This is a genomic window from Cupriavidus sp. WKF15 (assembly GCF_029278605.1).
Lineage (GTDB): Bacteria > Pseudomonadota > Gammaproteobacteria > Burkholderiales > Burkholderiaceae > Cupriavidus.
In genome coordinates, this window is record NZ_CP119572.1 from 976,810 (window position 1) to 997,784 (window position 20,975).

At 64.5% G+C, this 20,975-nt stretch carries 18 protein-coding genes; 13 read left to right on the plus strand and 5 right to left on the minus strand.

Annotated features, from left to right (window positions below):
- Positions 1-218: 218 nt before the first annotated feature.
- From acnA to CupriaWKF_RS04680, 5 genes are all read right to left on the minus strand, one after another.
- The gene (gene acnA, locus CupriaWKF_RS04660; protein ID WP_276099854.1) at positions 219-2,924 is read right to left on the minus strand and encodes an aconitate hydratase AcnA; all 2,706 of its coding nucleotides are present in this window, start codon (positions 2,922-2,924) and stop codon (positions 219-221) included.
- A 248-nt stretch (positions 2,925-3,172) separates the two neighbouring features.
- Positions 3,173-3,709: a hypothetical protein gene (locus CupriaWKF_RS04665; protein ID WP_276099855.1), complete on the minus strand. Its 537-nt coding sequence runs from the start codon at positions 3,707-3,709 to the stop codon at positions 3,173-3,175.
- A 215-nt stretch (positions 3,710-3,924) separates the two neighbouring features.
- Entirely contained in the window at positions 3,925-5,106 is a 1,182-nt protein-coding gene (gene prpC, locus CupriaWKF_RS04670; RefSeq protein ID WP_276099856.1) for a 2-methylcitrate synthase, read from the minus strand.
- 61 nt (positions 5,107-5,167) lie between these two features.
- Positions 5,168-6,148, minus strand: a complete 981-nt coding sequence (locus CupriaWKF_RS04675; RefSeq protein ID WP_276099857.1) for an aldolase/citrate lyase family protein — start codon at positions 6,146-6,148, stop codon at positions 5,168-5,170.
- 117 nt (positions 6,149-6,265) lie between these two features.
- A complete protein-coding gene (locus CupriaWKF_RS04680; protein WP_276099858.1) occupies positions 6,266-7,249 on the minus strand; it encodes a malate dehydrogenase in 984 nt (327 codons plus the stop codon).
- A gap of 397 nt (positions 7,250-7,646) precedes the next feature.
- Between CupriaWKF_RS04680 and CupriaWKF_RS04685 the strand changes: the two genes are divergently transcribed.
- The 13 genes from CupriaWKF_RS04685 (at position 7,647) to leuC (ending at position 20,974) form a co-directional block, all read left to right on the plus strand.
- A complete protein-coding gene (locus tag CupriaWKF_RS04685) occupies positions 7,647-8,513 on the plus strand; it encodes a GntR family transcriptional regulator (RefSeq protein ID WP_276099859.1) in 867 nt (288 codons plus the stop codon).
- Between the two features lie 268 nt (positions 8,514-8,781).
- A complete protein-coding gene (gene sdhC, locus CupriaWKF_RS04690) occupies positions 8,782-9,192 on the plus strand; it encodes a succinate dehydrogenase, cytochrome b556 subunit (RefSeq protein WP_276099860.1) in 411 nt (136 codons plus the stop codon).
- Positions 9,193-9,203: 11 nt separating this feature from the next.
- A complete protein-coding gene (gene sdhD / locus CupriaWKF_RS04695) occupies positions 9,204-9,569 on the plus strand; it encodes a succinate dehydrogenase, hydrophobic membrane anchor protein (RefSeq protein ID WP_276099861.1) in 366 nt (121 codons plus the stop codon).
- A 3-nt stretch (positions 9,570-9,572) separates the two neighbouring features.
- The gene (gene sdhA, locus CupriaWKF_RS04700) at positions 9,573-11,351 is read left to right on the plus strand and encodes a succinate dehydrogenase flavoprotein subunit (protein WP_276099862.1); all 1,779 of its coding nucleotides are present in this window, start codon (positions 9,573-9,575) and stop codon (positions 11,349-11,351) included.
- A 34-nt stretch (positions 11,352-11,385) separates the two neighbouring features.
- The gene (locus CupriaWKF_RS04705) at positions 11,386-12,087 is read left to right on the plus strand and encodes a succinate dehydrogenase iron-sulfur subunit (RefSeq protein WP_211948961.1); all 702 of its coding nucleotides are present in this window, start codon (positions 11,386-11,388) and stop codon (positions 12,085-12,087) included.
- Positions 12,088-12,179: 92 nt separating this feature from the next.
- Positions 12,180-12,467 carry a succinate dehydrogenase assembly factor 2 gene (locus tag CupriaWKF_RS04710; RefSeq protein WP_276099863.1) on the plus strand — a complete coding sequence of 96 codons (288 nt, stop codon included), beginning with the start codon at positions 12,180-12,182 and terminating at the stop codon, positions 12,465-12,467.
- Positions 12,468-12,511: 44 nt separating this feature from the next.
- Positions 12,512-13,813 carry a citrate synthase gene (gene gltA, locus CupriaWKF_RS04715; RefSeq protein ID WP_276099864.1) on the plus strand — a complete coding sequence of 434 codons (1,302 nt, stop codon included), beginning with the start codon at positions 12,512-12,514 and terminating at the stop codon, positions 13,811-13,813.
- A gap of 526 nt (positions 13,814-14,339) precedes the next feature.
- Positions 14,340-15,455 carry a branched-chain amino acid ABC transporter substrate-binding protein gene (locus CupriaWKF_RS04720; protein WP_276099865.1) on the plus strand — a complete coding sequence of 372 codons (1,116 nt, stop codon included), beginning with the start codon at positions 14,340-14,342 and terminating at the stop codon, positions 15,453-15,455.
- 114 nt (positions 15,456-15,569) lie between these two features.
- Positions 15,570-16,496, plus strand: a complete 927-nt coding sequence (livH, locus tag CupriaWKF_RS04725) for a high-affinity branched-chain amino acid ABC transporter permease LivH (protein ID WP_276099866.1) — start codon at positions 15,570-15,572, stop codon at positions 16,494-16,496.
- A 13-nt stretch (positions 16,497-16,509) separates the two neighbouring features.
- A complete protein-coding gene (locus CupriaWKF_RS04730) occupies positions 16,510-17,781 on the plus strand; it encodes a high-affinity branched-chain amino acid ABC transporter permease LivM (RefSeq protein WP_276099867.1) in 1,272 nt (423 codons plus the stop codon).
- Positions 17,778-18,551, plus strand: a complete 774-nt coding sequence (gene livG / locus CupriaWKF_RS04735; RefSeq protein WP_276099868.1) for a high-affinity branched-chain amino acid ABC transporter ATP-binding protein LivG — start codon at positions 17,778-17,780, stop codon at positions 18,549-18,551. Before CupriaWKF_RS04730 ends, livG begins: the two co-directional genes overlap by 4 nt.
- Complete coding sequence (locus CupriaWKF_RS04740; RefSeq protein ID WP_276099869.1) at positions 18,551-19,252, plus strand: ABC transporter ATP-binding protein; 702 nt, start codon at positions 18,551-18,553, stop codon at positions 19,250-19,252. Before livG ends, CupriaWKF_RS04740 begins: the two co-directional genes overlap by 1 nt.
- Before the next feature lie 312 nt (positions 19,253-19,564).
- The gene (gene leuC, locus CupriaWKF_RS04745; RefSeq protein WP_276099870.1) at positions 19,565-20,974 is read left to right on the plus strand and encodes a 3-isopropylmalate dehydratase large subunit; all 1,410 of its coding nucleotides are present in this window, start codon (positions 19,565-19,567) and stop codon (positions 20,972-20,974) included.
- Position 20,975: the final 1 nt, after the last annotated feature.

The following is a 20,975-nucleotide window of genomic DNA, read 5'->3' on the forward strand; positions in this document are numbered from 1 at the left end:
TGGAGGGTGGTCTGGGGGACGATGGCCTGGATGGCTGTCCTCCGGGCGTTGAACGCCGTTCTTGTGAGGACAGTGTGGCAGCGCTGGCTTGCGTGGAACTTACACGCTGGCAGGCCGAAAAGTGACGGATGTAGCGCGTCTTGCACCAGTGAAAACCGCCCGCCATCCCCGGCACGGGGCCGGGGCGTGGCGGGCGTTGGCGTCAGTGCGCGGGCTGGTCAGGCAGCCAGGAGCTGGCGCAGCACGAACGGCAGGATGCCGCCGTGGTTGTAGTAGTCGACTTCGATCGGCGTGTCGATGCGCAGCAGCACGGGCACGCGCTGCACGTCGCCACTGGTGCGCCGGATCACCAGCACCACGTCCTGCTGCGGCTTGAGATCCCCTTCGACGCCTTCGATGTCGAAGGTTTCGTCGCCCGTGATGCCCAGCGTCTGCGGGCTGTCGCTGCCCTTGAACTGCAGCGGCAGAACGCCCATGCCGACCAGGTTCGAGCGGTGGATGCGCTCGAAGCTGCGCGCGATCACGGCCTTCACGCCGAGCAGCTGCGTGCCCTTGGCCGCCCAGTCGCGCGACGAGCCGGTGCCGTATTCCTCGCCGCCGAACACCACCGTGGGCGTGCCCTCGGCGATGTACTTCATGGCGGCGTCGTAGATCGACATTTCCTCGCCGCTCGGCTGGTGGATGGTCAGGCCGCCTTCCACGCGCGAGCCGTCGGCCTTGGGCGGGATCATCAGGTTCTTGATGCGCACATTGGCGAAGGTGCCGCGCATCATCACCTCATGGTTGCCGCGGCGCGAGCCGTAGCTGTTGAAGTCGGCCTTCAGCACGCCGTGCGAGAGCAGGTACTTGCCGGCGGGCGAGGTGTCCTTGATCGAGCCGGCCGGGGAAATATGGTCGGTCGTCACGGAATCGCCGAAGATGCCGAGGGCCCGCGCGCCGCGCACGCTGGCGCTCGCGCCGGACGGCTCCAGGCTGAAGTCCTGGAAGAAGGGCGGCTCGGCGATATACGTCGATTCGGGCCAGTCGTAGACCTGGCCCTTGGTGCCCTTGATCGCGCCCCACAGCTTGCTCGGCTTCTTGACCTGCTCGTAGTTGCCCTTGAAGGTCTTGGCGTCCATCGCGAACTTCATCAGCGCGTGGATTTCCTCCGAGCTCGGCCAGATGTCGCCAAGCCAGATGTCCTTGCCGCCCTTGCCCTTGCCGACCGGTTCGGTCATCAGGTCGCGCGTGACGTTGCCGGCGATGGCATAGGCCACCACCAGCGGCGGCGAGGCCAGGAAGTTGGCGCGGATGTTCGGGTGGATGCGGGCCTCGAAATTGCGGTTGCCCGACAGCACCGCGGCCGCGACCAGGTCGTTCTTGACGATGGCCTCGTTCAGTTCGGGCGTCAGGTCCCCAGCGTTGCCGATGCACGTGGTGCAGCCGTAGGCAGTCACGCCGAAGCCGAGCTTTTCCAGGTACGGCAGCAGCCCGGCGGCCGTCAGGTATTCGGTGACCACGCGGCTTCCGGGCGCCAGCGAGGTCTTGATGTGCGGCGCCACCGTGAGCCCGGCTTCCACGGCCTTCTTGGCCAGCAGGCCGGCGCCCAGCAGCACGCTGGGGTTCGAGGTGTTGGTGCAGGAGGTGATGGCCGCGATCAGCACGTCGCCGTTCTTCACGTCGATGCCGTCGGCGGTCTGATACGTGCGGTCCAGCTCGGCCGGCGCCTTGTTGAAGCCGTTCTCGGCCACGGGCTTGCTGAACAGCGAGCTGAACGTGCTCTTGACGTTGCCGATCTCGATGCGGTCCTGCGGACGCTTCGGGCCAGCCAGCGACGGGGCCACCGTGCCAAGGTCCAGCTTGACCACCTTGCTGAAGTCGATCTCGCCAGTCTTGGGGATGCCGAACATGTTCTGCGCGCGGAAATAGCCTTCGAATGCGGCGATTTCCTCTTCGGTGCGGCCGGTGCCCTTGAAATAGTCGATGGTCTTTTCGTCCACCGGGAAGAAGCCCATGGTGGCGCCATACTCGGGCGCCATGTTGCCGATGGTGGCGCGGTCCGGCAGTGCCAGGCTGGCCGTGCCTTCGCCAAAGAACTCGACGAACTTGCCGACCACCTTTTCCTTGCGCAGCATCTCGGTGATGGTCAGCACCAGGTCGGTCGCGGTCACGCCTTCGCGCAGGCGCCCGGTCAGTTCCACGCCCACCACGTCGGGGGTCAGGAAGTACACGGGCTGGCCGAGCATGCCGGCTTCCGCCTCGATGCCGCCCACGCCCCAGCCCACCACGCCGATGCCATTGATCATGGTGGTGTGGCTGTCGGTGCCGACCAGGGTGTCGGGATAGTACACGCCGTCCTTCTTGTGGACGCCGCGTGCCAGGTATTCCAGATTGACCTGGTGCACGATGCCGAAGCCCGGCTGCACCACGCCAAAGGTGTCAAAGGCCTGCATGCCCCATTTCATGAACTGGTAGCGCTCGTTGTTGCGCTGGAATTCCAGTTGCATGTTCAGGTCCAGCGCCTTCTTCTCGCGGAAGTGGTCGACCTGCACCGAGTGGTCGACGACCAGGTCCACCGGCACCAGCGGCTCGATCTGCTTGGGATTCCTGCCCATCTTCTCGGCCACATTGCGCATCGCGGCCAGGTCGGCCAGCAGCGGCACGCCGGTGAAGTCCTGCAGGACGACACGGGCCACCACAAACGGAATCTCGTCGACGCGGTCCGCATTCGGCTTCCAATTGGCAAGCTGGCGGACATGTTCCTCGGTCACCTTCTTGCCGTCGCAGTTGCGCAGCACGGACTCGAGCACCACGCGGATCGACACTGGCAGGCGTTCGACCGCCACGCCCAGTTCCTTGCCCAGCTGGGGCAGGGAATAAAACTGGCCCTTGCCTGAAGAGCCGATCTTGAATTCTTGTAGCGTCTTATTGAGGTTGTGGGGCATTGCCATACTCCAGTCGAGGAATGAATGCGGTGGCATTGACTCGGACCTGACCCCGGCGAGCGCCGTCACGGCGATCACCGCGGTCCGATATCGGTTGCGACTGATACTCTAACCTCCGCGAACGCTGCCCGCCAGCGCCTGGCCGGCGAGCGCCGCGTTCGCGCAATGACTGCCATGCCGGCAACCATCCCCCGCCGGCATGGCGCCCGGCCCCGGCCCGGATCGGGCAGGGTCGGGAGCCGCCGGATTTACTGCTTCGGCGCAGCCGACTGCTGGGTTGCGTCGGGCTGTTGCTGCTGCGGCGGCGCCGCCAGCAGCGGCGCGATCACCGGCGCGCGCAGGCCGCCGGCCTGGGTCGGTGCGGCACCGCCGGCCTGCATGTCGGCGTTCTGGCATTCGTCGGCCAGGCGCTGGCCCAGGTTCTTGTTGAACAGCATGGCCTTGCTCGGAATCACCACCAGGTCCAGGCCGGAGCGGGCGTCGAAATAGCGGTCGGCACCGGTCACGGTGGACTGGCGCGGCAGCTTGTAGTCGCGGCCCTGCCAGTGGACGGACAGGACTTCATCGCGCTGCATATTGCCCGAGATGTAGAGGACATTGCCGAGTTCGCACTGCCATTTCTCGCCGGTCGGCGTCACGGCGGCGGCGGCCGGGGCCGCCTTGCTGCTCTTCTTGGCGGGCGCCTTCTTGGTGGTGGTCTTGTGGGCCGGTTCCTGGGCCATCACGGTGCCGGCGGTGCCGAGGGTGAACGCGCCGATGCACGCTGCGAGGATGAGCTTCTTCATAGGAATAACCTTTCAGAGTGTGTGTCTTTTGTGGTCTGGCGCCCCCCGGTGGAGTCCGGGGCGCTGGCGAGAGTCCGCCGCTATTCTCTACGATTTGCGAGACAGGGCAAGCAGGCTGGTGTTTCGTTACATAATCGGGCCCAAGTTCCGGGAATGTGACGGACGCGAGCCTCACATGACCTTTACTTTTGCTTGCCCTTCACTTTCGCTTGCCTTTACTTTCGCTTCCCGATCGGGACGAACTTCAGATTTTCGGGTCCGGTGTAGTTGGCGCTCGGGCGGATGATCTTGTTGTCGATGCGCTGCTCGATGATGTGCGCAGCCCAGCCGGAGGTACGCGCGATCACGAACAGCGGCGTGAACATCGCGGTCGGCACGCCCATCATGTGATAGCTCACGGCGCTGAACCAATCCAGGTTCGGGAACATCTTCTTGATGTCCCACATCACCGTTTCCAGGCGCTCGGCGATGTCGAACATCTTCATCGAGCCGGCGTCCTTGGACAGCTGGCGCGCGGTTTCCTTGATCACCTGGTTGCGCGGGTCGGCAATGGTGTACACCGGGTGGCCGAAGCCGATCACGACTTCCTTGTTCTCGACGCGGCGGGTGATGTCGGCCTGGGCTTCGTCGGGGCTGTCGTAGCGCTTCTGGATCTCGAAGGCCACTTCATTGGCGCCGCCGTGCTTGGGGCCGCGCAGCGCGCCGATCGCGCCGCAGATGGCCGAGTAAATGTCCGAGCCCGTACCGGCGATGACGCGGCCTGCGAAGGTGCTGGCGTTGAACTCGTGCTCCGCGTACAGGATCATCGAGGTGTGCATGGCGCGTTCCCACAGCGCCGTCGGCTTCTTGCCGTGCAGCAGATGCAGGAAGTGGGCGCCGATCGAGTCGTCGTCGGTCTCGACCTCGATGCGGCGGCCATTGTGGCTGTAGTGGTACCAGTACAGCAGCATCGAGCCCAGGCTGGCCATCAGCCGGTCGGCGATGTCGCGCGCGCCCGGGGTGTTGTGGTCGTCCTTCTCGGGCAGCACGGTACCGAGCACGGACACGCCGGTGCGCATCACGTCCATCGGGTGGGCCGAGGCGGGCACCCATTCCAGGGCGGCCTTGACGTTGGCGGGCAGGCCGCGCAGCGACTTGAGCTTGGTCTTGTAGGCGGCCAGTTCGGCCTTGTTCGGCAGCTTGCCGTGGACCAGCAGGTGGGCGATTTCCTCGAACTCGCAGGCGTCGGCCACGTCCAGGATGTCATAGCCGCGGTAGTGCAGGTCGTTGCCGGTACGCCCGACCGTGCACAGGGCGGTGTTGCCGGCGGTCACGCCCGACAGGGCAACGGACTTCTTGGGCTTCGGCCCGGTCGGTTGCGGGGTTTCAGCGGGTGCGCTGTTCTTTGCTGCGGACATCCTGTTCTCCTGTGGTCTTGGTATTTGCCGGATGCTGTGCGGGCGCGGGCCAGGCCGCGGGCTAGTCGAAGAACAACTCGGCCACGTTGCCCGGCAGCGGCGTGCCCGTCGCATGAGCGCGCTGCAGCAGCGACCAGTAGTACCGGTAGCTGGCGCGGTCATGCAGTTGCCCGTCGTGCCGGATCGGGGCCCAGTTGTTCTCGTGGGCGGCCAGCAGGATCTGGCTGGCCGCGCCAATTTCCTCGATGCCGGGCCGGAACGCGGCGACGATCGGCTCGATCTGGCCCGGGTGGATGCTCCACTTGCGCAGGTAGCCGAACTCTGAGCGCGCGCGCAGCGCGTCATCGCCCGCGTGCTGCGGTGCCTGGACATCGGTGCTGACATTGTGCGAAGGCACCTTGCCGTGACGGTGGCAGGCGGCCGATATCTCCAGCATGGCCCGGCGGATCAGCGGGTGCTCGAACTGCTGCGGCGAGCGCATGGCTTCGCCCGGAATCGCGCCGTGGTGGGCCGAGACGAAATCCATCAGGCCGAAGCTCAGGCATTCGACCTGCACCAGCGAGGCAATGTCGAAGGCCTGTTCGAGCGCGGCATGCGTCTCGACCAGCACATGAATCGGGATGTGGCGTGCAATGCCTGCCGCGCGCGCCACCTGGTTGACATGATCGGTCACCCGGGCCACTTCGACGACATCGGTGACCTTGGGCACGACCACGTAGGCCAGGCGGGCGCCGGCCGCGCGCACAAGCACGTCGACATCCTGCTTCCAGCATGGGTGCGCCGGATCGTGGATGCGCACGCCCACGCGGTTGTGGGCGTTGAGCGGACTATTGACGAGGCTGGCGCAGAGTTCGGCGTGCTCGCGCTCAAGCCCGACGGCGGCGCCGTCTTCGCAGTCGAAGGTGATATCGAAGACGGGACCAAGCTCTTGCTGCAGCGCCAGCGACTTGAGCATCAGCTTTTCGCTGCCTGCGTAGTGGTCGCAGACCGGCAGCTGGATGGGGATGGCTTCGCCCTGGAACAAGACCTCGGATGGGTGCACTTGGAGACTGGTCAGAAGAAAGGGTTGGTGGGCAGGGGCCCAAGAAAAAAACCGGAGCCCGCGCCGATTCTTGAATCGTTGCGGTGCTCCGGTTTCCTAGCGGACAGGATCCGAGGATCAGCCGAGCAGATGCTGCACGCCGGCCTTTTCTTCTTCCAGTTCGTTCAGGGTGATGTTGATCTTTTCCTGGCTGTAGGCGTCGATCTCCAGGCCCTTGACGATTTCATACTTGCCGTTGGCGCAGGTCACGGGGTAGCCGAACATGGTGTCGGACGGGATGCCGTATTCGCCGTTCGACGGGATGCCCATGGTGACGACCTTGCCGTTGGTGCCCAGCACCCAGTCATGCACGTGGTCGATGGCGGCGTTGGCGGCCGAGGCAGCCGACGACAGGCCGCGTGCCTCGATGATGGCGGCGCCGCGCTTGCCGACGGTCGGCAGGAACACGTCGTTGTTCCAGACCGGATCGTTGATCATGTCCTTGACGCTCTTGCCGTCGACGGTCGCGTAGCGGTAGTCGGCGTACATGGTCGGGCTGTGGTTGCCCCACACGAACATCTTCTCGATCGACGACACCGGCTTGCCGGTCTTGGCGGCGATCTGCGACAGGGCACGGTTGTGGTCCAGGCGCAGCATGGCGGTGAAGTTCTCGCGCGGCAGGCTCGGGGCCGACTTCATGGCGATGTAGGCGTTGGTGTTGGCCGGGTTGCCGACCACCAGCACCTTGACGTTGCGGCTGGCGACTTCGTCCAGTGCCTTGCCCTGCACCGTGAAGATCTGGGCGTTGGCTTCGAGCAGGTCCTTGCGCTCCATGCCCTTGCTGCGGGGACGTGCGCCCACCAGCAGGGCGACGTCGGCGTCCTTGAAAGCGACCTTCGGGTCATCGGTGATCACCACGCCAGCCAGCAGCGGGAAGGCGCAGTCTTCCAGTTCCATCACCACGCCCTTGACGGCCGCCTGGGCCTGGGGCAGGTCGAGCAGTTGGAGGATGACCGGCTGGTCTTTGCCCAGCATATCGCCGTTGGCGATGCGGAACAGCAGGGAGTAGCCGATCTGGCCAGCGGCGCCGGTCACTGCGACGCGCATTGGGGCTTTAGCCATGAGTAAATCTCCAAACGAAAAGATGGGGGAAACCGGTGGGTGGCGCGCCGCGTAGGGGGAGGCTCGTCACCACGTGCTGGTTGTCGCCACAGCGGGGAGCGGCAGTCCGCCGGTACCAGGTGGCGGGGCCACGGGCGGAACCGGTGAGGAGGAGCCACAACGGGTCATGGTGAGGCAACGAAGCGTAAGTCTACTGCGAAGCGGGGCGCATTAGCCAGTTTGGAGCATCAGCCGATTGGGGGCGGCTTTCATGCCTCTGTCACGCGCGCCGCCGGCGTGGACCAGCGCGAGTGTAGGTCGGGGTTCCGGTGATTGTCAATTCATATGTCTTATATAAGACATAAGACATTTAACGTCGGGCTGGACGGGGCTCGCCCTTTTGTGGTGAAATCCCGCTATGTCCTCCCTGCCTACGTCCCTGACCGGTGCCTCCGTACCCGGAGCGCAGGATTCTGGTGCTGCCAATACCGGCGCCGGGACGCAGTCGCCGTCATCTTCATCGCCTTCCCAGCAGCCACAGGCTCCCGCCGTTGCCCACGCCGTGCCGTCGCCCACCTTCAGTCCGCTCTACCAGCAGATCAAGGCCCTGATCACGCGCAGCCTGCAGTCGGGCGAGTGGAAGCCAGGCGAAATGATACCCAGCGAAATGGAGCTGGCCTCGCGCTACAAGGTCAGTCAGGGCACCGTGCGCAAGGCCATCGATGAGCTTGCCGCCGAGAACCTGGTGGCGCGCCGGCAGGGCAAGGGTACCTTCGTCACCACCCACCACGAAGACGTGGTCAAATTTCGCTTCCTGCGGCTGGTGCCGGACGAGGGAGAGCCGCATTATGGCGCCAGTCGCGTGCTCGAGTGCAAGCGGCTGCGTGCGCCCGCCGAGATCGCGCGCCTGCTCGACATCCGCACCGGCGACAGCGTCGTGCAGATCCGCCGCGTGCTGACATTCTCCGCCGAGTCGACCGTGCTCGACGAGATCTGGCTGCTCGGCGCCAACTTCAAGGGGCTCACGGCGGAAAAGCTGACCGAGTGGAAGGGCCCCATGTATGCGTTGTTCGAGGCCGAATTCGGCACCCGCATGATTCGGGCCTCTGAGAAGATTCGTGCGGTGGCTGCCGATGAGACGGCTGCCACCTTGTTGTCCGTCCCGTTGGGGTCGCCGTTGCTGTCGGTCGAACGCGTGTCCTACACGTATGGCGATCGTCCTGTCGAGGTGCGGCGCGGCCTGTATGTGACCACGCGCCACTATTACCAGAATGACCTGAGCTGAATATCGCGGGCACCGTGCGGCTCGGCGCCTGGATTATTGCGATATTCGTCATGATGGTTGCGGCTATTGCGAGATGCGGATGGTTTTGACGCATCTGGAAGTGCTGTGTGCGATTGTCGGGCGCCGCGTGTCGGGGCCTGATAGCTGAAAATTATTGGTGCGGCGCGCAACAAAGGCGCTAAAATCTCATGGATTTGCCCCAATGCATTCCTTTGCATGCAGGGCAATGGCAGTTTCGTTTTTTGTTTACCGCAAAATGGGGTCTCGCATGGCTGAAGCCGTCAAACAAGCCAGGCCGGAGTTCCGGAATATCGGTATCTCGCAGATCGCGAAATACCGGTTGCCCTGGGCCGGCAAGGTATCCATCCTGCATCGCGTAAGCGGTGCCTTGATGTTCCTCCTCCTTCCCTTCGTTCTGTACCTGTTTGAGCAGAGCATTACCTCCGAACTGAGCTTCGCAAAGTTCTCGGCACTGTTGTCCGGTGGCTTCGTCAAGCTGGTTGTGCTGGCCCTGATCTGGGGTTATCTGCATCACTTCTGCGCTGGTATCCGCTTCCTGCTGCTGGATGTGCACGTTGGCGTCACCAAGCCCGCTTCGGCTAAGTCTGCCATCGGCGTGCTGGTTGTCAGCCTGCTGCTTACCCTGATTTTCGGCCTGAAGCTGTACGGCCTGTTCTGAGGAGAATCAAGGTGGCAAACAATAATATCGGTCCCAAGCGTCTTGTCGTCGGTGCCCACTACGGCCTGAAAGACTGGCTCGCGCAACGCGTCACGGCCTGCATCATGGTGGTCTTCACCGTGGTCCTGGCCATTGCTTTCCTGCTGTCGAACGGCGCTTCGTACGAAGCGTGGGCAGGGCTCTTCGCCAACCAGTGGATGAAGATCATCACGTTCCTGACCATCCTGTCGCTGCTGTATCACGCCTGGATCGGCGTACGCGACATCTGGATGGACTATGTGAAGCCGATGGCAGTGCGCCTCGTGCTGCAAGTTCTTACGATTCTGTGGCTCGTCGGTTGTGCGGGCTACGCTGCTCAGATTCTCTGGAGGGTGTAATAAATGGTCGCAGTCAAGACTGGATTGCCGCGTCGCCGCTTTGACGTGGTCATCGTCGGTGCTGGCGGCGCCGGGATGCGCGCATCCCTCCAGCTCGCGGAAGCCGGCCTGAACGTCGCCGTGCTGTCCAAGGTGTTCCCGACCCGCTCGCACACGGTGGCGGCGCAGGGCGGTATCGGTGCTTCGCTGGGCAACATGAGCGAAGACAACTGGCACTATCACTTCTACGACACCATCAAGGGCTCGGACTGGCTGGGCGACCAGGACGCCATCGAGTTCATGTGCCGTGAAGCTCCGAAGGTCGTGTACGAGCTCGAGCACTTCGGCATGCCGTTCGACCGCAACCCGGACGGCACCATTTACCAGCGTCCGTTCGGCGGCCACACCGCCAACTACGGCGAGAAGCCCGTGCAGCGTGCCTGCGCCGCGGCCGACCGTACCGGCCACGCGCTGCTGCACACGCTGTACCAGCGCAACGTGCGCGCCAAGACCCACTTCTTCGTCGAGTGGATGGCGCTGGACCTGATCCGCGACCAGGACGGCGACGTGCTGGGCGTGACCGCGCTGGAAATGGAAACCGGCGAGGTCTACATCCTCGAAGCCAAGACCACGCTGTTCGCGACCGGCGGTGCCGGCCGTATCTACGCGGCTTCCACCAACGCCTTCATCAACACCGGTGACGGCCTGGGCATGGCAGCGCGCGCAGGCGTGCCGCTGGAAGACATGGAGTTCTGGCAGTTCCACCCGACCGGCGTGGCCGGCGCGGGCGTGCTGATCACCGAAGGCGTGCGCGGCGAAGGCGGTATCCTGCGCAACAAGGACGGCGAGCGCTTCATGGAGCGCTATGCCCCGACGCTGAAGGACCTGGCGCCGCGCGACTTCGTCTCGCGCTCGATGGACCAGGAAATCAAGGAAGGCCGCGGCTGCGGCCCGAACGGCGACTACGTGTTGCTCGACCTGACCCACGTCGGTGCCGAGACCATCATGAAGCGCCTGCCGTCGATCCGCGAAATCGGCCTGAAGTTCGCCAACGTCGACGCGATCAAGGAACCGATCCCGGTGGTCCCGACCATCCACTACCAGATGGGCGGTATCCCGACCAACTATCACGGGCAGGTCGTGGTGCCGAAGAACGGCAACCCGAACGAAGTCCTGAACGGTTTCTACGCGATCGGCGAATGCTCGTGCGTGTCGGTGCACGGCGCCAACCGCCTGGGCACCAACTCGCTGCTCGACCTGGTGGTGTTCGGCCGCGCCGCCGGCAACCACATCATCGCGCAGAACCTGAAGCAGAAGGAGCACAAGCCGCTGCCGGCCGACGCCGCCGACCGCGCGCTGTCGCGCCTGGCCAAGCTGCAGGGCACGACCTCGGGCGAGTACACGCAGGACGTCGCCAACGACATCCGCAAGAACATGCAGTCGCATGCCGGCGTGTTCCGTACGCAGAAGCTGATGGACGAAGGCGTGGAGCGCATCCTGGAAGTGTCGGAGCGCGCCAACAACATCCACCTGAAGGACAAGTCCAAGGTCTTCAACACCGCGCTGGTGGAAGCCCTGGAAGTGGCCAACCTGGTGGAAGTGGCCAAGGCCACCATGATCTCGGCAGCCGCCCGCAAGGAATCGCGCGGAGCGCACGCGCACAGCGACTTCCCGAACCGCGACGACCAGAACTGGCTCAAGCACACGCTGTTCTACAGCGAAGGCAACCGCCTCGACTACAAGCCGGTGAAGATGGAGCCGCTGACGGTGGAAAGCGTTCCGCCGAAGGCCCGTACTTTCTGAGCACCGCATCGTAGAGAAAACAGGACCCACAGAAATGAAGCGTATTTTCGAAGTCTACCGCTACGATCCGGACAAGGACGCGGCACCTCGCATGCAGACCTACGAGGTCGAGCTCGACGGTCACGAGCGCATGCTGCTGGACGCGCTGGTCAAGCTCAAGAAGCTGGACGAAACCATCTCGTTCCGCCGCTCGTGCCGTGAAGGCGTGTGCGGTTCGGACGCGATGAACATCAACGGCAAGAACGGCCTGGCGTGCCTGACCAATATGCGCGAGCTGCCGGACCGCATCGTGCTGCGTCCGCTGCCTGGCCTGCCCGTCGTGCGCGACCTGATCGTCGACATGACGCAGTTCTTCAAGCAGTACAACTCGATCAAGCCGTTCCTGATCAACGACGAGCCGCCGCCCGAGAAAGAGCGCCTGCAGTCGCCTGAACAGCGTGACGAGCTCGACGGCCTGTACGAGTGCATTCTGTGCGCGAGCTGCTCGACGTCGTGCCCGTCGTTCTGGTGGAACCCGGACAAGTTCGTTGGCCCGGCCGGCCTGCTGCAGGCTTACCGCTTCATCGCGGACAGCCGCGACCAGGCCACCGGCGAGCGTCTGGACAACCTGAACGACCCGTACCGCCTGTTCCGTTGCCACAGCATCATGAACTGCGTCGACGTGTGCCCGAAGGGTCTGAACCCGACCAAGGCTATCGGCAAGATCAAAGAGTTGATGGTCCGCCGCGCGGTCTGATCCGGCGGAGTTTGCAGTAAAGAGCAGTCGTTGTAAGAGGCGCGTCAGCCTGAGCGGCTATATCAGGCGGGCGCGCCGAAAAGCAGGAAGCCATGACCGAGAGTCTCGCCACCAACTTCTCCCACCAGGCCGATCCACACAAACGCGCGCGTCTGCGCTGGCGTGCGCGCCGCGGCCTCCTGGAGAACGACATCATCGTCGAGCGATTCTTCAACCGTTACGAGGAGAGCCTGTCCGACGAGGATGTGGCTTCGCTGAGCACGCTGTTCGAACTCAGCGACAACGAGTTGATGGACCTGCTCCTTGCCCGCAAGGAGCTGGACGGTGAACTCGACACGCCCCCGATGCAGCGCATTATTGGCCTGCTGCGTTCGGTCTGAGTTTTTGGTCAATATTATTATTCACAGCATTTGAAGGATCCGACATGACGCCGTCCGATGTGAAAGCCACGCTATCGTTCTCCGATGGTTCCCCCAGCGTTGAGCTGCCGATCTACAAGGGCACCGTGGGCCCGGACGTGATCGACATTCGCAAGCTGTACGGCCAGACCGGCAAGTTCACCTACGACCCCGGTTTCATGTCGACGGCTTCGTGCAACTCGAAGATCACCTACATCGACGGTGACAAGGGCGAGCTGCTGTACCGCGGCTACCCGATCGAGCAGCTGGCGCAGAAGTGCGACCACCTCGAAACCTGCTACCTGCTGCTGAAGGGTGAACTGCCCAACGCCAAGCAGAAGGAGGAATTCACCGGCCACGTCATGAACCACACCATGGTTCATGAGCAGCTGCAGTTCTTCCTGCGCGGTTTCCGCCGCGATGCCCACCCGATGGCCGTGCTGACCGGCCTGGTGGGTGCCATGAGCGCGTTCTACCACGACGCGATGGACATCGATGATCCGCACCAGCGCGAGATCTCGGCCATCCGCCTGATCGCCAAGATGCCGACCATGGTGGCCATGGCGTACAAGTACAACATCGGCCAGCCGTACATCTATCCGCAGAACGACCTGTCCTACTCGGGCAACTTCCTGCGCATGCTGTTCGGCACGCCGTGCGCCCCGTACACCGTCAATCCGGTGCTCGAGCGCGCGCTGGACCGCATCTTCATCCTGCACGCCGACCACGAGCAGAACGCGTCGACCTCGACCGTGCGCCTGGCCGGTTCGTCGGGCACGAACCCGTTCGCAGCCATCGCCGCTGGCGTGGCCTGCCTGTGGGGTCCGGCTCACGGCGGCGCCAACGAAGCCGCGCTGAAGATGCTGGAAGAGATCGGCAGCGTCGACAACATCAACGAGTTCATCAAGCAGGTCAAGGACAAGAATTCGGGCGTGCGCCTGATGGGCTTTGGCCACCGCGTGTACAAGAACTACGATCCGCGCGCCAAGCTGATGCGCGAAACCTGCCATGAAGTGCTGGAAGAGCTGGGCCTGCACAACGACCCGCTGTTCAAGCTCGCCATGGAGCTGGAAAAGATCGCCCTGGAAGACGAGTACTTCGTCAGCCGCAAGCTGTACCCGAACGTCGACTTCTACTCGGGCATCGTCCAGCGCGCGCTGGGCATCCCGACGTCGCTGTTCACCTGCATCTTCGCGCTGGCTCGTACCCCGGGCTGGATCTCGCAGTGGGAAGAGATGATCACCGATCCGGAGTACAAGATCGGCCGTCCGCGCCAGCTGTTCAACGGCGCCGCTTCGCGCGACGTGCCGGACATGGCCAAGCGCTAAGCGCAGGCTTTTCCATCGGCTGCGCACTGCAGCAAACTCAGACGCCCCGGCTCGCCGGGGCGTTTGTCTTTCTGGTGCCATGCGTCTTGTGCGATGCAGCGCGGGCGAGGGCAGGAAATTGCAGGCTAAGTGGTCAGAAGCGCAATTTGTGGAGAATTGTGTCGCGATCAGCCAATCAGGTTCCGCATTTATTGTGCGATTTTCGCATCCGGCAGGAGATTTGACCCTATAATGCGGGCTGCTCTGCCGATGGCAGCCGGGCCACCCTTCCGGCAAGCCGTGCGGCAAGCGGGGCAGGCGACAGCGCTTGCGCAATAGAGAACGCATTAAACGTTGTCTTTCCGAACCATGCTCCCCTGATCCCATCCGGGGGCTGACACATGCCGGGCCCCGCATTCGCTGTCTTCTTGCCGGGCCCGACTACCGCGTCTCGGGCCTAGTTTCTCTGTCGTCCGCGGGTGTAGTTCGATTGCGCAGGTCATGCCGTTCTGCCCGTATGACCACAATACCAATCGAGGAGCTCCTGATGACGCTTTCCCGCCTTACGTCCATTTCGCTGGCCGCCGTGCTGGCTACCCTTGGCGCTGCCGCCAACGCCGAAACCGTGAAGATCGCCATTGCCGGCCCGATGAGCGGCTCGGTGGCCCAGTATGGCGACATGGTCAAGGCCGGTGCGCTGACCGCAATCGAGCAGATCAATGCCGCTGGCGGCGCCGGTGGCAACAAGTTCGAAGCGGTGATGATGGATGACGCCTGCGAGCCGAAGCAGGCCGTGGCAGTGGCCAACAAGATCGTCAGCCAGGGCATCAAGTATGTGATTGGCCATGTATGCTCGGGCTCGACCATCCCTGCTTCGGACATCTACGAGAACGAAGGCATCGTGATGGTCACGCCGTCGGCCACGGCGCCGCAGCTGACCGAAGCCAAGAAGCGCAAGTTCATCTTCCGCACCATCGGCCGCGACGACCAGCAAGGTCCCGCTGCAGCCCAGTACATCATCGGCAAGGTCAGGCCGAAGAAGGTTGCCGTGCTGCACGACAAGCAGTCGTACGGCCAGGGCATCGCCACCTCGGTGAAGAAGGACCTGGAAGCCGCCAAGATTCCGGTGGCCGTGTTTGAAGGCATCAACGCCGGCGATTCGGACTACTCCGCCGTCATCACCAAGCTCAAGTCGCAAGGCGTGGACTTCGTCTACTTCGGCGGCTACCACCCGGAAATGGGCCTGCTGATGCGCCAGGCACGCGAGCAGGGTGTGAAGGCCACCTTCATGGGCCCCGAGGGCGTGGGCAACAAGGACGTGACCGCGATTGCCGGCCCGGCCTCCGAAGGCATGCTGGTGACGCTGCCGGCCGACTTCTCGGCCGACCCGGCCAACGCCGGCCTGGTGAAGGCGTTCGCCGACAAGAAGCGTGACGCCAACGGTCCGTTCCAGATGCCGTCCTACGCCGCCGTCAAGATCATCGGCGACGCCATCGCCGGCGCCAAGAGCACCGATCCCACCAAGGTCGCGGCGTACATGCACAAGAACGCCTTCCAGACCCCGATCGGCAAGGTCGAGTACGACGACAAGGGCGACCTGAAGTCCTTCAAGTTCGTCGTCTACACCTGGCACAAGGACGCCAGCAAGACCGCCGCCAACTGATCCTGGCATTTCGTCCGCAGCCATCCCGCGCCCCCATAAGGGGCGGCGGGATGGTTTGCTATCGGGCTTCGGCACGGGCTTCAATCCGGGCTTCGATTTCCTGAGGCTTCTCCCATGAACGAATTTCTTCCACAGTTCACCCAGCAGCTGGTCAACGGCCTGACGCTGGGTGCGATCTATGCGCTGATCGCCATCGGCTACACGATGGTCTACGGCATCATCGGCATGATCAATTTCGCCCACGGCGAGATCTACATGATCGGCGCCTACGTGGGCCTGGTCACGCTGACCGCCATCGGCGTGCAGGCCGGCTATCCCTTGCCGCTCGTGCTCGGCGCCGCGCTGCTGCTGTCCGTCGCGATCACCGGCTGCTATGGCTTCGCGGTCGAGCGCGTGGCGTATCGCCCCTTGCGTGGCGGGCCGCGGCTGGTGCCGCTGATCTCGGCCATCGGCATGTCGATCTTCCTGCAGAACTACGTGCAGATCGGGCAGGGCGCACGCGACGTGTCCGTGCCGATCCTGATCTCGGGCGCCATCGAATTCCAGATGGGCGGCGACTTCACCGTCACCGTGCCGTATTCCCGCTTGCTGATCGTCGGCGTGACGCTGGCGCTGATGATCGCGCTGACACTCTTCATCGGCCATTCGCGCATGGGCCGTGCCTGCCGCGCATGTGCTGAGGACATGCGCATGGCCAACCTGCTCGGCATCGACACCAACCGCGTGATCTCGTTCACGTTCGTGCTGGGCGCCATGCTGGCCGCGGTCGGCGGCGTGCTGATCGGGCTGACCATCGGCAAGCTCAATCCGTTCATCGGCTTCATCGCCGGCATCAAGGCGTTCACCGCCGCGGTGCTCGGCGGCATCGGCAGCATCCCGGGCGCAATGCTCGGCGGCGTGCTGCTGGGCCTGGCCGAAACCTTTGCCTCCGGCTACATGCCGGCCGAATACAAGGACGTGGTGGCATTCAGCCTGCTGGTGCTGGTGCTGCTGTTCCGCCCGACCGGCCTGCTCGGCAAGCCGGACGTGGAAAAGGTCTGAGGGAAAACGCGACATGACAAACCAGACTTCTGCAATGCCCGCCGCAATCGCAATGCCTGCCGGGCAGTCCCTGAAAAATGCGGTGACGGCCGCCGTGATGACGGCCATCCTGACCATTCCCGTACTTGGCCTGCAGCTCAAGCTGGACGGCTACAAGGTCGTGCTGGAGCCGCACTGGCGGCCGGTGTGGATCGCCGTGGCGGCGGTCTTCCTGTTCCAGCTGTTCAAGCCGCTGCTGTCGCGCGCCGGCAGCGCCGTGCGCATGCCGGCCATGCCGCAGCTCGGCGTGGGCCAGCAACGCGCGGCGGTGTGGGTGCTGCTGGCCGTCGGGCTGGTGTGGCCGTTCTTCGGCTCGCGCGGCGCGGTGGACGTGGCCACGCTCGCGCTGATCTACGTGATCCTGGGGCTGGGCCTGAACATCGTGGTCGGCTTTGCCGGCCTGCTCGACCTGGGCTACGTGGGCTTCTACGCGGTGGGCGGCTACACCTACGCGATGCTGAACCAGTACTTCGGGCTCGGCTTCTGGGAATGCCTGCCGATCGCAGCCGCAATGTCGGCCACCTTCGGCTTCCTGCTTGGCTTCCCCGTGCTGCGCCTGCGCGGCGACTACCTCGCCATTGTGACCCTCGGCTTCGGCGAGATCATCCGCCTGCTCGCGCGCAACCTGACCGAGTACACCGGCGGCCCTGACGGCATCTCCGGCATTCCGAAGCCGACGGTGTTCGGCTTCGAGATGGCGCGCAGCGCGACCGTGGAAGGCGTGCGCACGTTCCATGAGCTGATCGGCCTGGATTACAAGGGCGAGCACATGGTGATCTTCCTGTACCTGCTCGCGCTGCTGCTGGTGGGCTTCACGCTGTTCGTCACCAGCCGCCTGATCCGCATGCCGATGGGCCGTGCGTGGGAAGCGCTGCGCGAGGACGAGATCGCCTGCCGTTCGCTGGGCCTGAACCCGACCCGCATCAAGCTGTCGGCGTTCACGCTGGGCGCGGCCTTCGCCGGCATCGGCGGCGCGTTCTTCGCGGCGCGCCAGGGGCTGGTCAACCCGGAATCGTTCACCTTCATCGAATCGGCGCTGGTGCTGGCCGTGGTGGTGCTGGGCGGCATGGGCTCGCAGCTGGGCGTGATCCTGGCGGCGATCCTGCTGACCGTGCTGCCCGAAGTGGCGCGCGGCTTTGCCGAGTACCGGATGCTGATATTCGGCCTGGTGATGGTGCTGATGATGATGTGGCGTCCGCAGGGCCTGCTGCCCGCGAGCCGTCCCCACGTGGAGTTGCCGCGATGAGTGCAAATGCGGAATTGCTGAAGGTTTCCGGCCTGCAGATGCGCTTCGGCGGCCTGCTGGCGGTGGATGGTATCGAATTCGACGTGAAGCGCGACGAGGTCTTCGCGATCATCGGCCCTAACGGCGCCGGCAAGACCACCGTGTTCAACTGCGTCGGCGGTTTCTACAAGCCGACCGCGGGCGAGGTCACGATGGACGGTCACGCCATCGCCGGCCTGCCGAGTCACATGGTCGCGCGCAAGGGCCTGGTGCGCACGTTCCAGAATATCCGCCTGTTCAAGAACCTGACCGTGGTCGAGAACCTGCTGGTGGCGCAACACCTGCAGGTGCAGTCCGGCATCCTGCGCGGGCTGTTCGCCACGCCGGCCTACCGCCGCGCCGAGCGCGAAGCGCTGCAGCGTGCCGCGCAATGGCTGGAACGCATGGGCCTGACCAAGGTTGCCAACCGCGAGGCGGGCACGCTCTCGTACGGCCACCAGCGCCGGCTGGAGATCGCGCGCTGCATGATCACCAGGCCGCGCCTGCTGATGCTCGACGAGCCGGCCGCTGGCCTCAACCCCCAGGAGAAGATCGAGCTGTCCCAGCTCATCGACCAGCTGCGCAAGGAGTTTGGCATTGCCGTGCTGCTGATCGAGCACGACATGAGCCTGGTGATGGGCGTGTCCGACCGCATCCTGGTGATGGAGCATGGCAAGCCGATCGTGATCGGCAAGCCCGAGCAAGTGCGCAATGACCCGCGCGTGATCAAGGCCTACCTGGGAGAGGACTGATGCTGAAGCTGGAACAGGTCCATACCCACTACGGCGCCATCGAGGCGCTGTCGGGCGTATCGATCGAAGTCAACAAGGGGGAGATCGTCACCCTGATCGGCAGCAACGGCGCCGGCAAGACGACGCTGATGATGACCGTGTGCGGCTCGCCGCGCGCCTCGAGCGGCGGAGTGCTGTTCGAAGGGAAGGACATCACCGGCCGCTCCACGCACGAGATCATGCGCATGGGCATGGCCATCTCGCCGGAAGGGCGGCGCGTATTCCCGAGCCTGACGGTGCTCGAGAACCTGAAGATGGGCGCCTTCTTCGGCAAGCGCGACGAGATCGAGGCGGGCATCGAGCACGTGTTCAAGCTGTTCCCACGGTTGAACCAGCGCTCGGGCCAGCGCGCCGGCACCATGTCGGGCGGCGAGCAGCAGATGCTGGCGATCGGCCGGGCGCTGATGAGCCGGCCGCGCCTGCTGCTGCTGGACGAGCCCACGCTAGGCCTCGCGCCGCTGATCATCGCGCAGATCTTCGACATCATCCGCACCATCCGTGAAGAAGGCGTCACGGTGTTCCTGGTCGAGCAGAACGCCAACAAGGCGCTGCAGGTGGCCGACCGGGGCTATGTGCTGGAAACTGGCAAGGTGGTGCTGGCGGACACCGGCGCCAACTTGCTGGCCAACGACCGGATCAAGGCCGCCTATCTCGGCGGCTGACCCTGCGCGCCGGCTCCCGCCGGGGCTGGCGCGACCTGCTTTCGCCATCCGCGAAAGCCCCCTTTCGCCAATCACGGCGCAGCGCAAGGCTGTGCCGGGGCCGGCCGGCGCCGGCCCCGTGGCATAATCGCTTGAGAAGTCAAGCATCGCAAAAAGCGCTCGCTTCGGACGGCTTCCGGCGTCATCATCGCCGTTGTCGTCACCGTGTCCTGCCCCGGCAACGAGGCGGCCGGACAACAAAGATCCCTGCAAACAACCTGCGCGGTACCGCGCCATTTCCACCGGAACTGGACGCCGGCCGCCCCCTGCATCATGGCCAAGACGCTCTACGACAAACTCTGGGATGACCACACCGTCCACGTCGAGGAAGACGGCACCACGCTGCTCTACATCGACCGCCACCTGCTGCACGAAGTCACCAGCCCGCAGGCGTTCGAAGGCCTGAAGATGGCGCAGCGCCCGGTGTGGCGCATCAGCGCCAACCTGGCGGTGTCGGACCACAATGTGCCGACCACGGATCGCACGCAGGGCATTGCCGACCCGGTGTCGAAGCTGCAGGTCGATACGCTGGACGCGAACTGCGACAGCTATGGCATCACCCAGTTCAAGATGAACGACCATCGCCAGGGCATCGTGCACGTGATCGGGCCGGAGCAGGGCGCCACGCTGCCGGGCATGACGGTGGTGTGCGGCGACTCGCATACCTCGACGCACGGCGCGTTCGGCGCCCTTGCACACGGCATCGGCACGTCGGAAGTCGAACACGTGCTGGCCACGCAGACGCTGCTGGGCAAGAAGGCGAAGAACATGCTGGTCAGCGTGGAAGGCAAGCTGCCGCGCGGCTGCACCGCCAAGGACATCGTGCTGGCGATCATCGGCAAGATCGGCACGGCTGGCGGCACCGGCTACACCATCGAATTCGCCGGCTCCGCGATCCGCGACCTGACCATGGAGGGCCGCATGACGGTCTGCAATATGGCCATCGAAGCGGGCGCGCGCGCGGGCCTGGTGGCGGTGGACAACGTCACGCTCGAATACGTGAAGGGCCGCCCGTACGCGCCGCAGGGCGTGGAGTGGGAGCAGGCCGTGGGCTACTGGCGCACGCTGCATTCGGACGCCGGCGCCAAGTTCGACCAGGTGGTGGAACTGCGTGCCGAAGAGATCCGCCCGCAGGTGACCTGGGGCACCTCGCCCGAGATGGTGGTCAGCATCGAAGACCGCGTGCCGGATCCGGAGAAGGAAAAGGACCCGACCAAGCGCAACGCCATGGAGCGCGCGCTCGAGTACATGAACCTGCAGCCCAACGTGCCGATGGAAAGCATCAACGTTGACAAGGTGTTCATCGGTTCCTGCACCAACAGCCGCATCGAGGACATGCGCGCCGCCGCGTGGGTGGTGCAGAAGCTGGGCCGCAAGGTCGCGTCCAACGTCAAGCTGGCGATGGTCGTGCCGGGCTCGGGCCTGGTCAAGGAACAGGCCGAGCGCGAAGGGCTGGACAAGGTCTTCAAGGCCGCGGGCTTCGAATGGCGCGAGCCGGGCTGCTCGATGTGCCTGGCCATGAATGCCGACCGCCTCGATCCGGGCGAGCGCTGCGCGTCCACGTCGAACCGCAACTTCGAAGGCCGGCAGGGCGCGGGTGGCCGCACCCACCTGGTGAGCCCGGCGATGGCCGCCGCGGCTGCCATCGAAGGCCATTTCGTCGACATCCGCAAGCTCGGCTGAG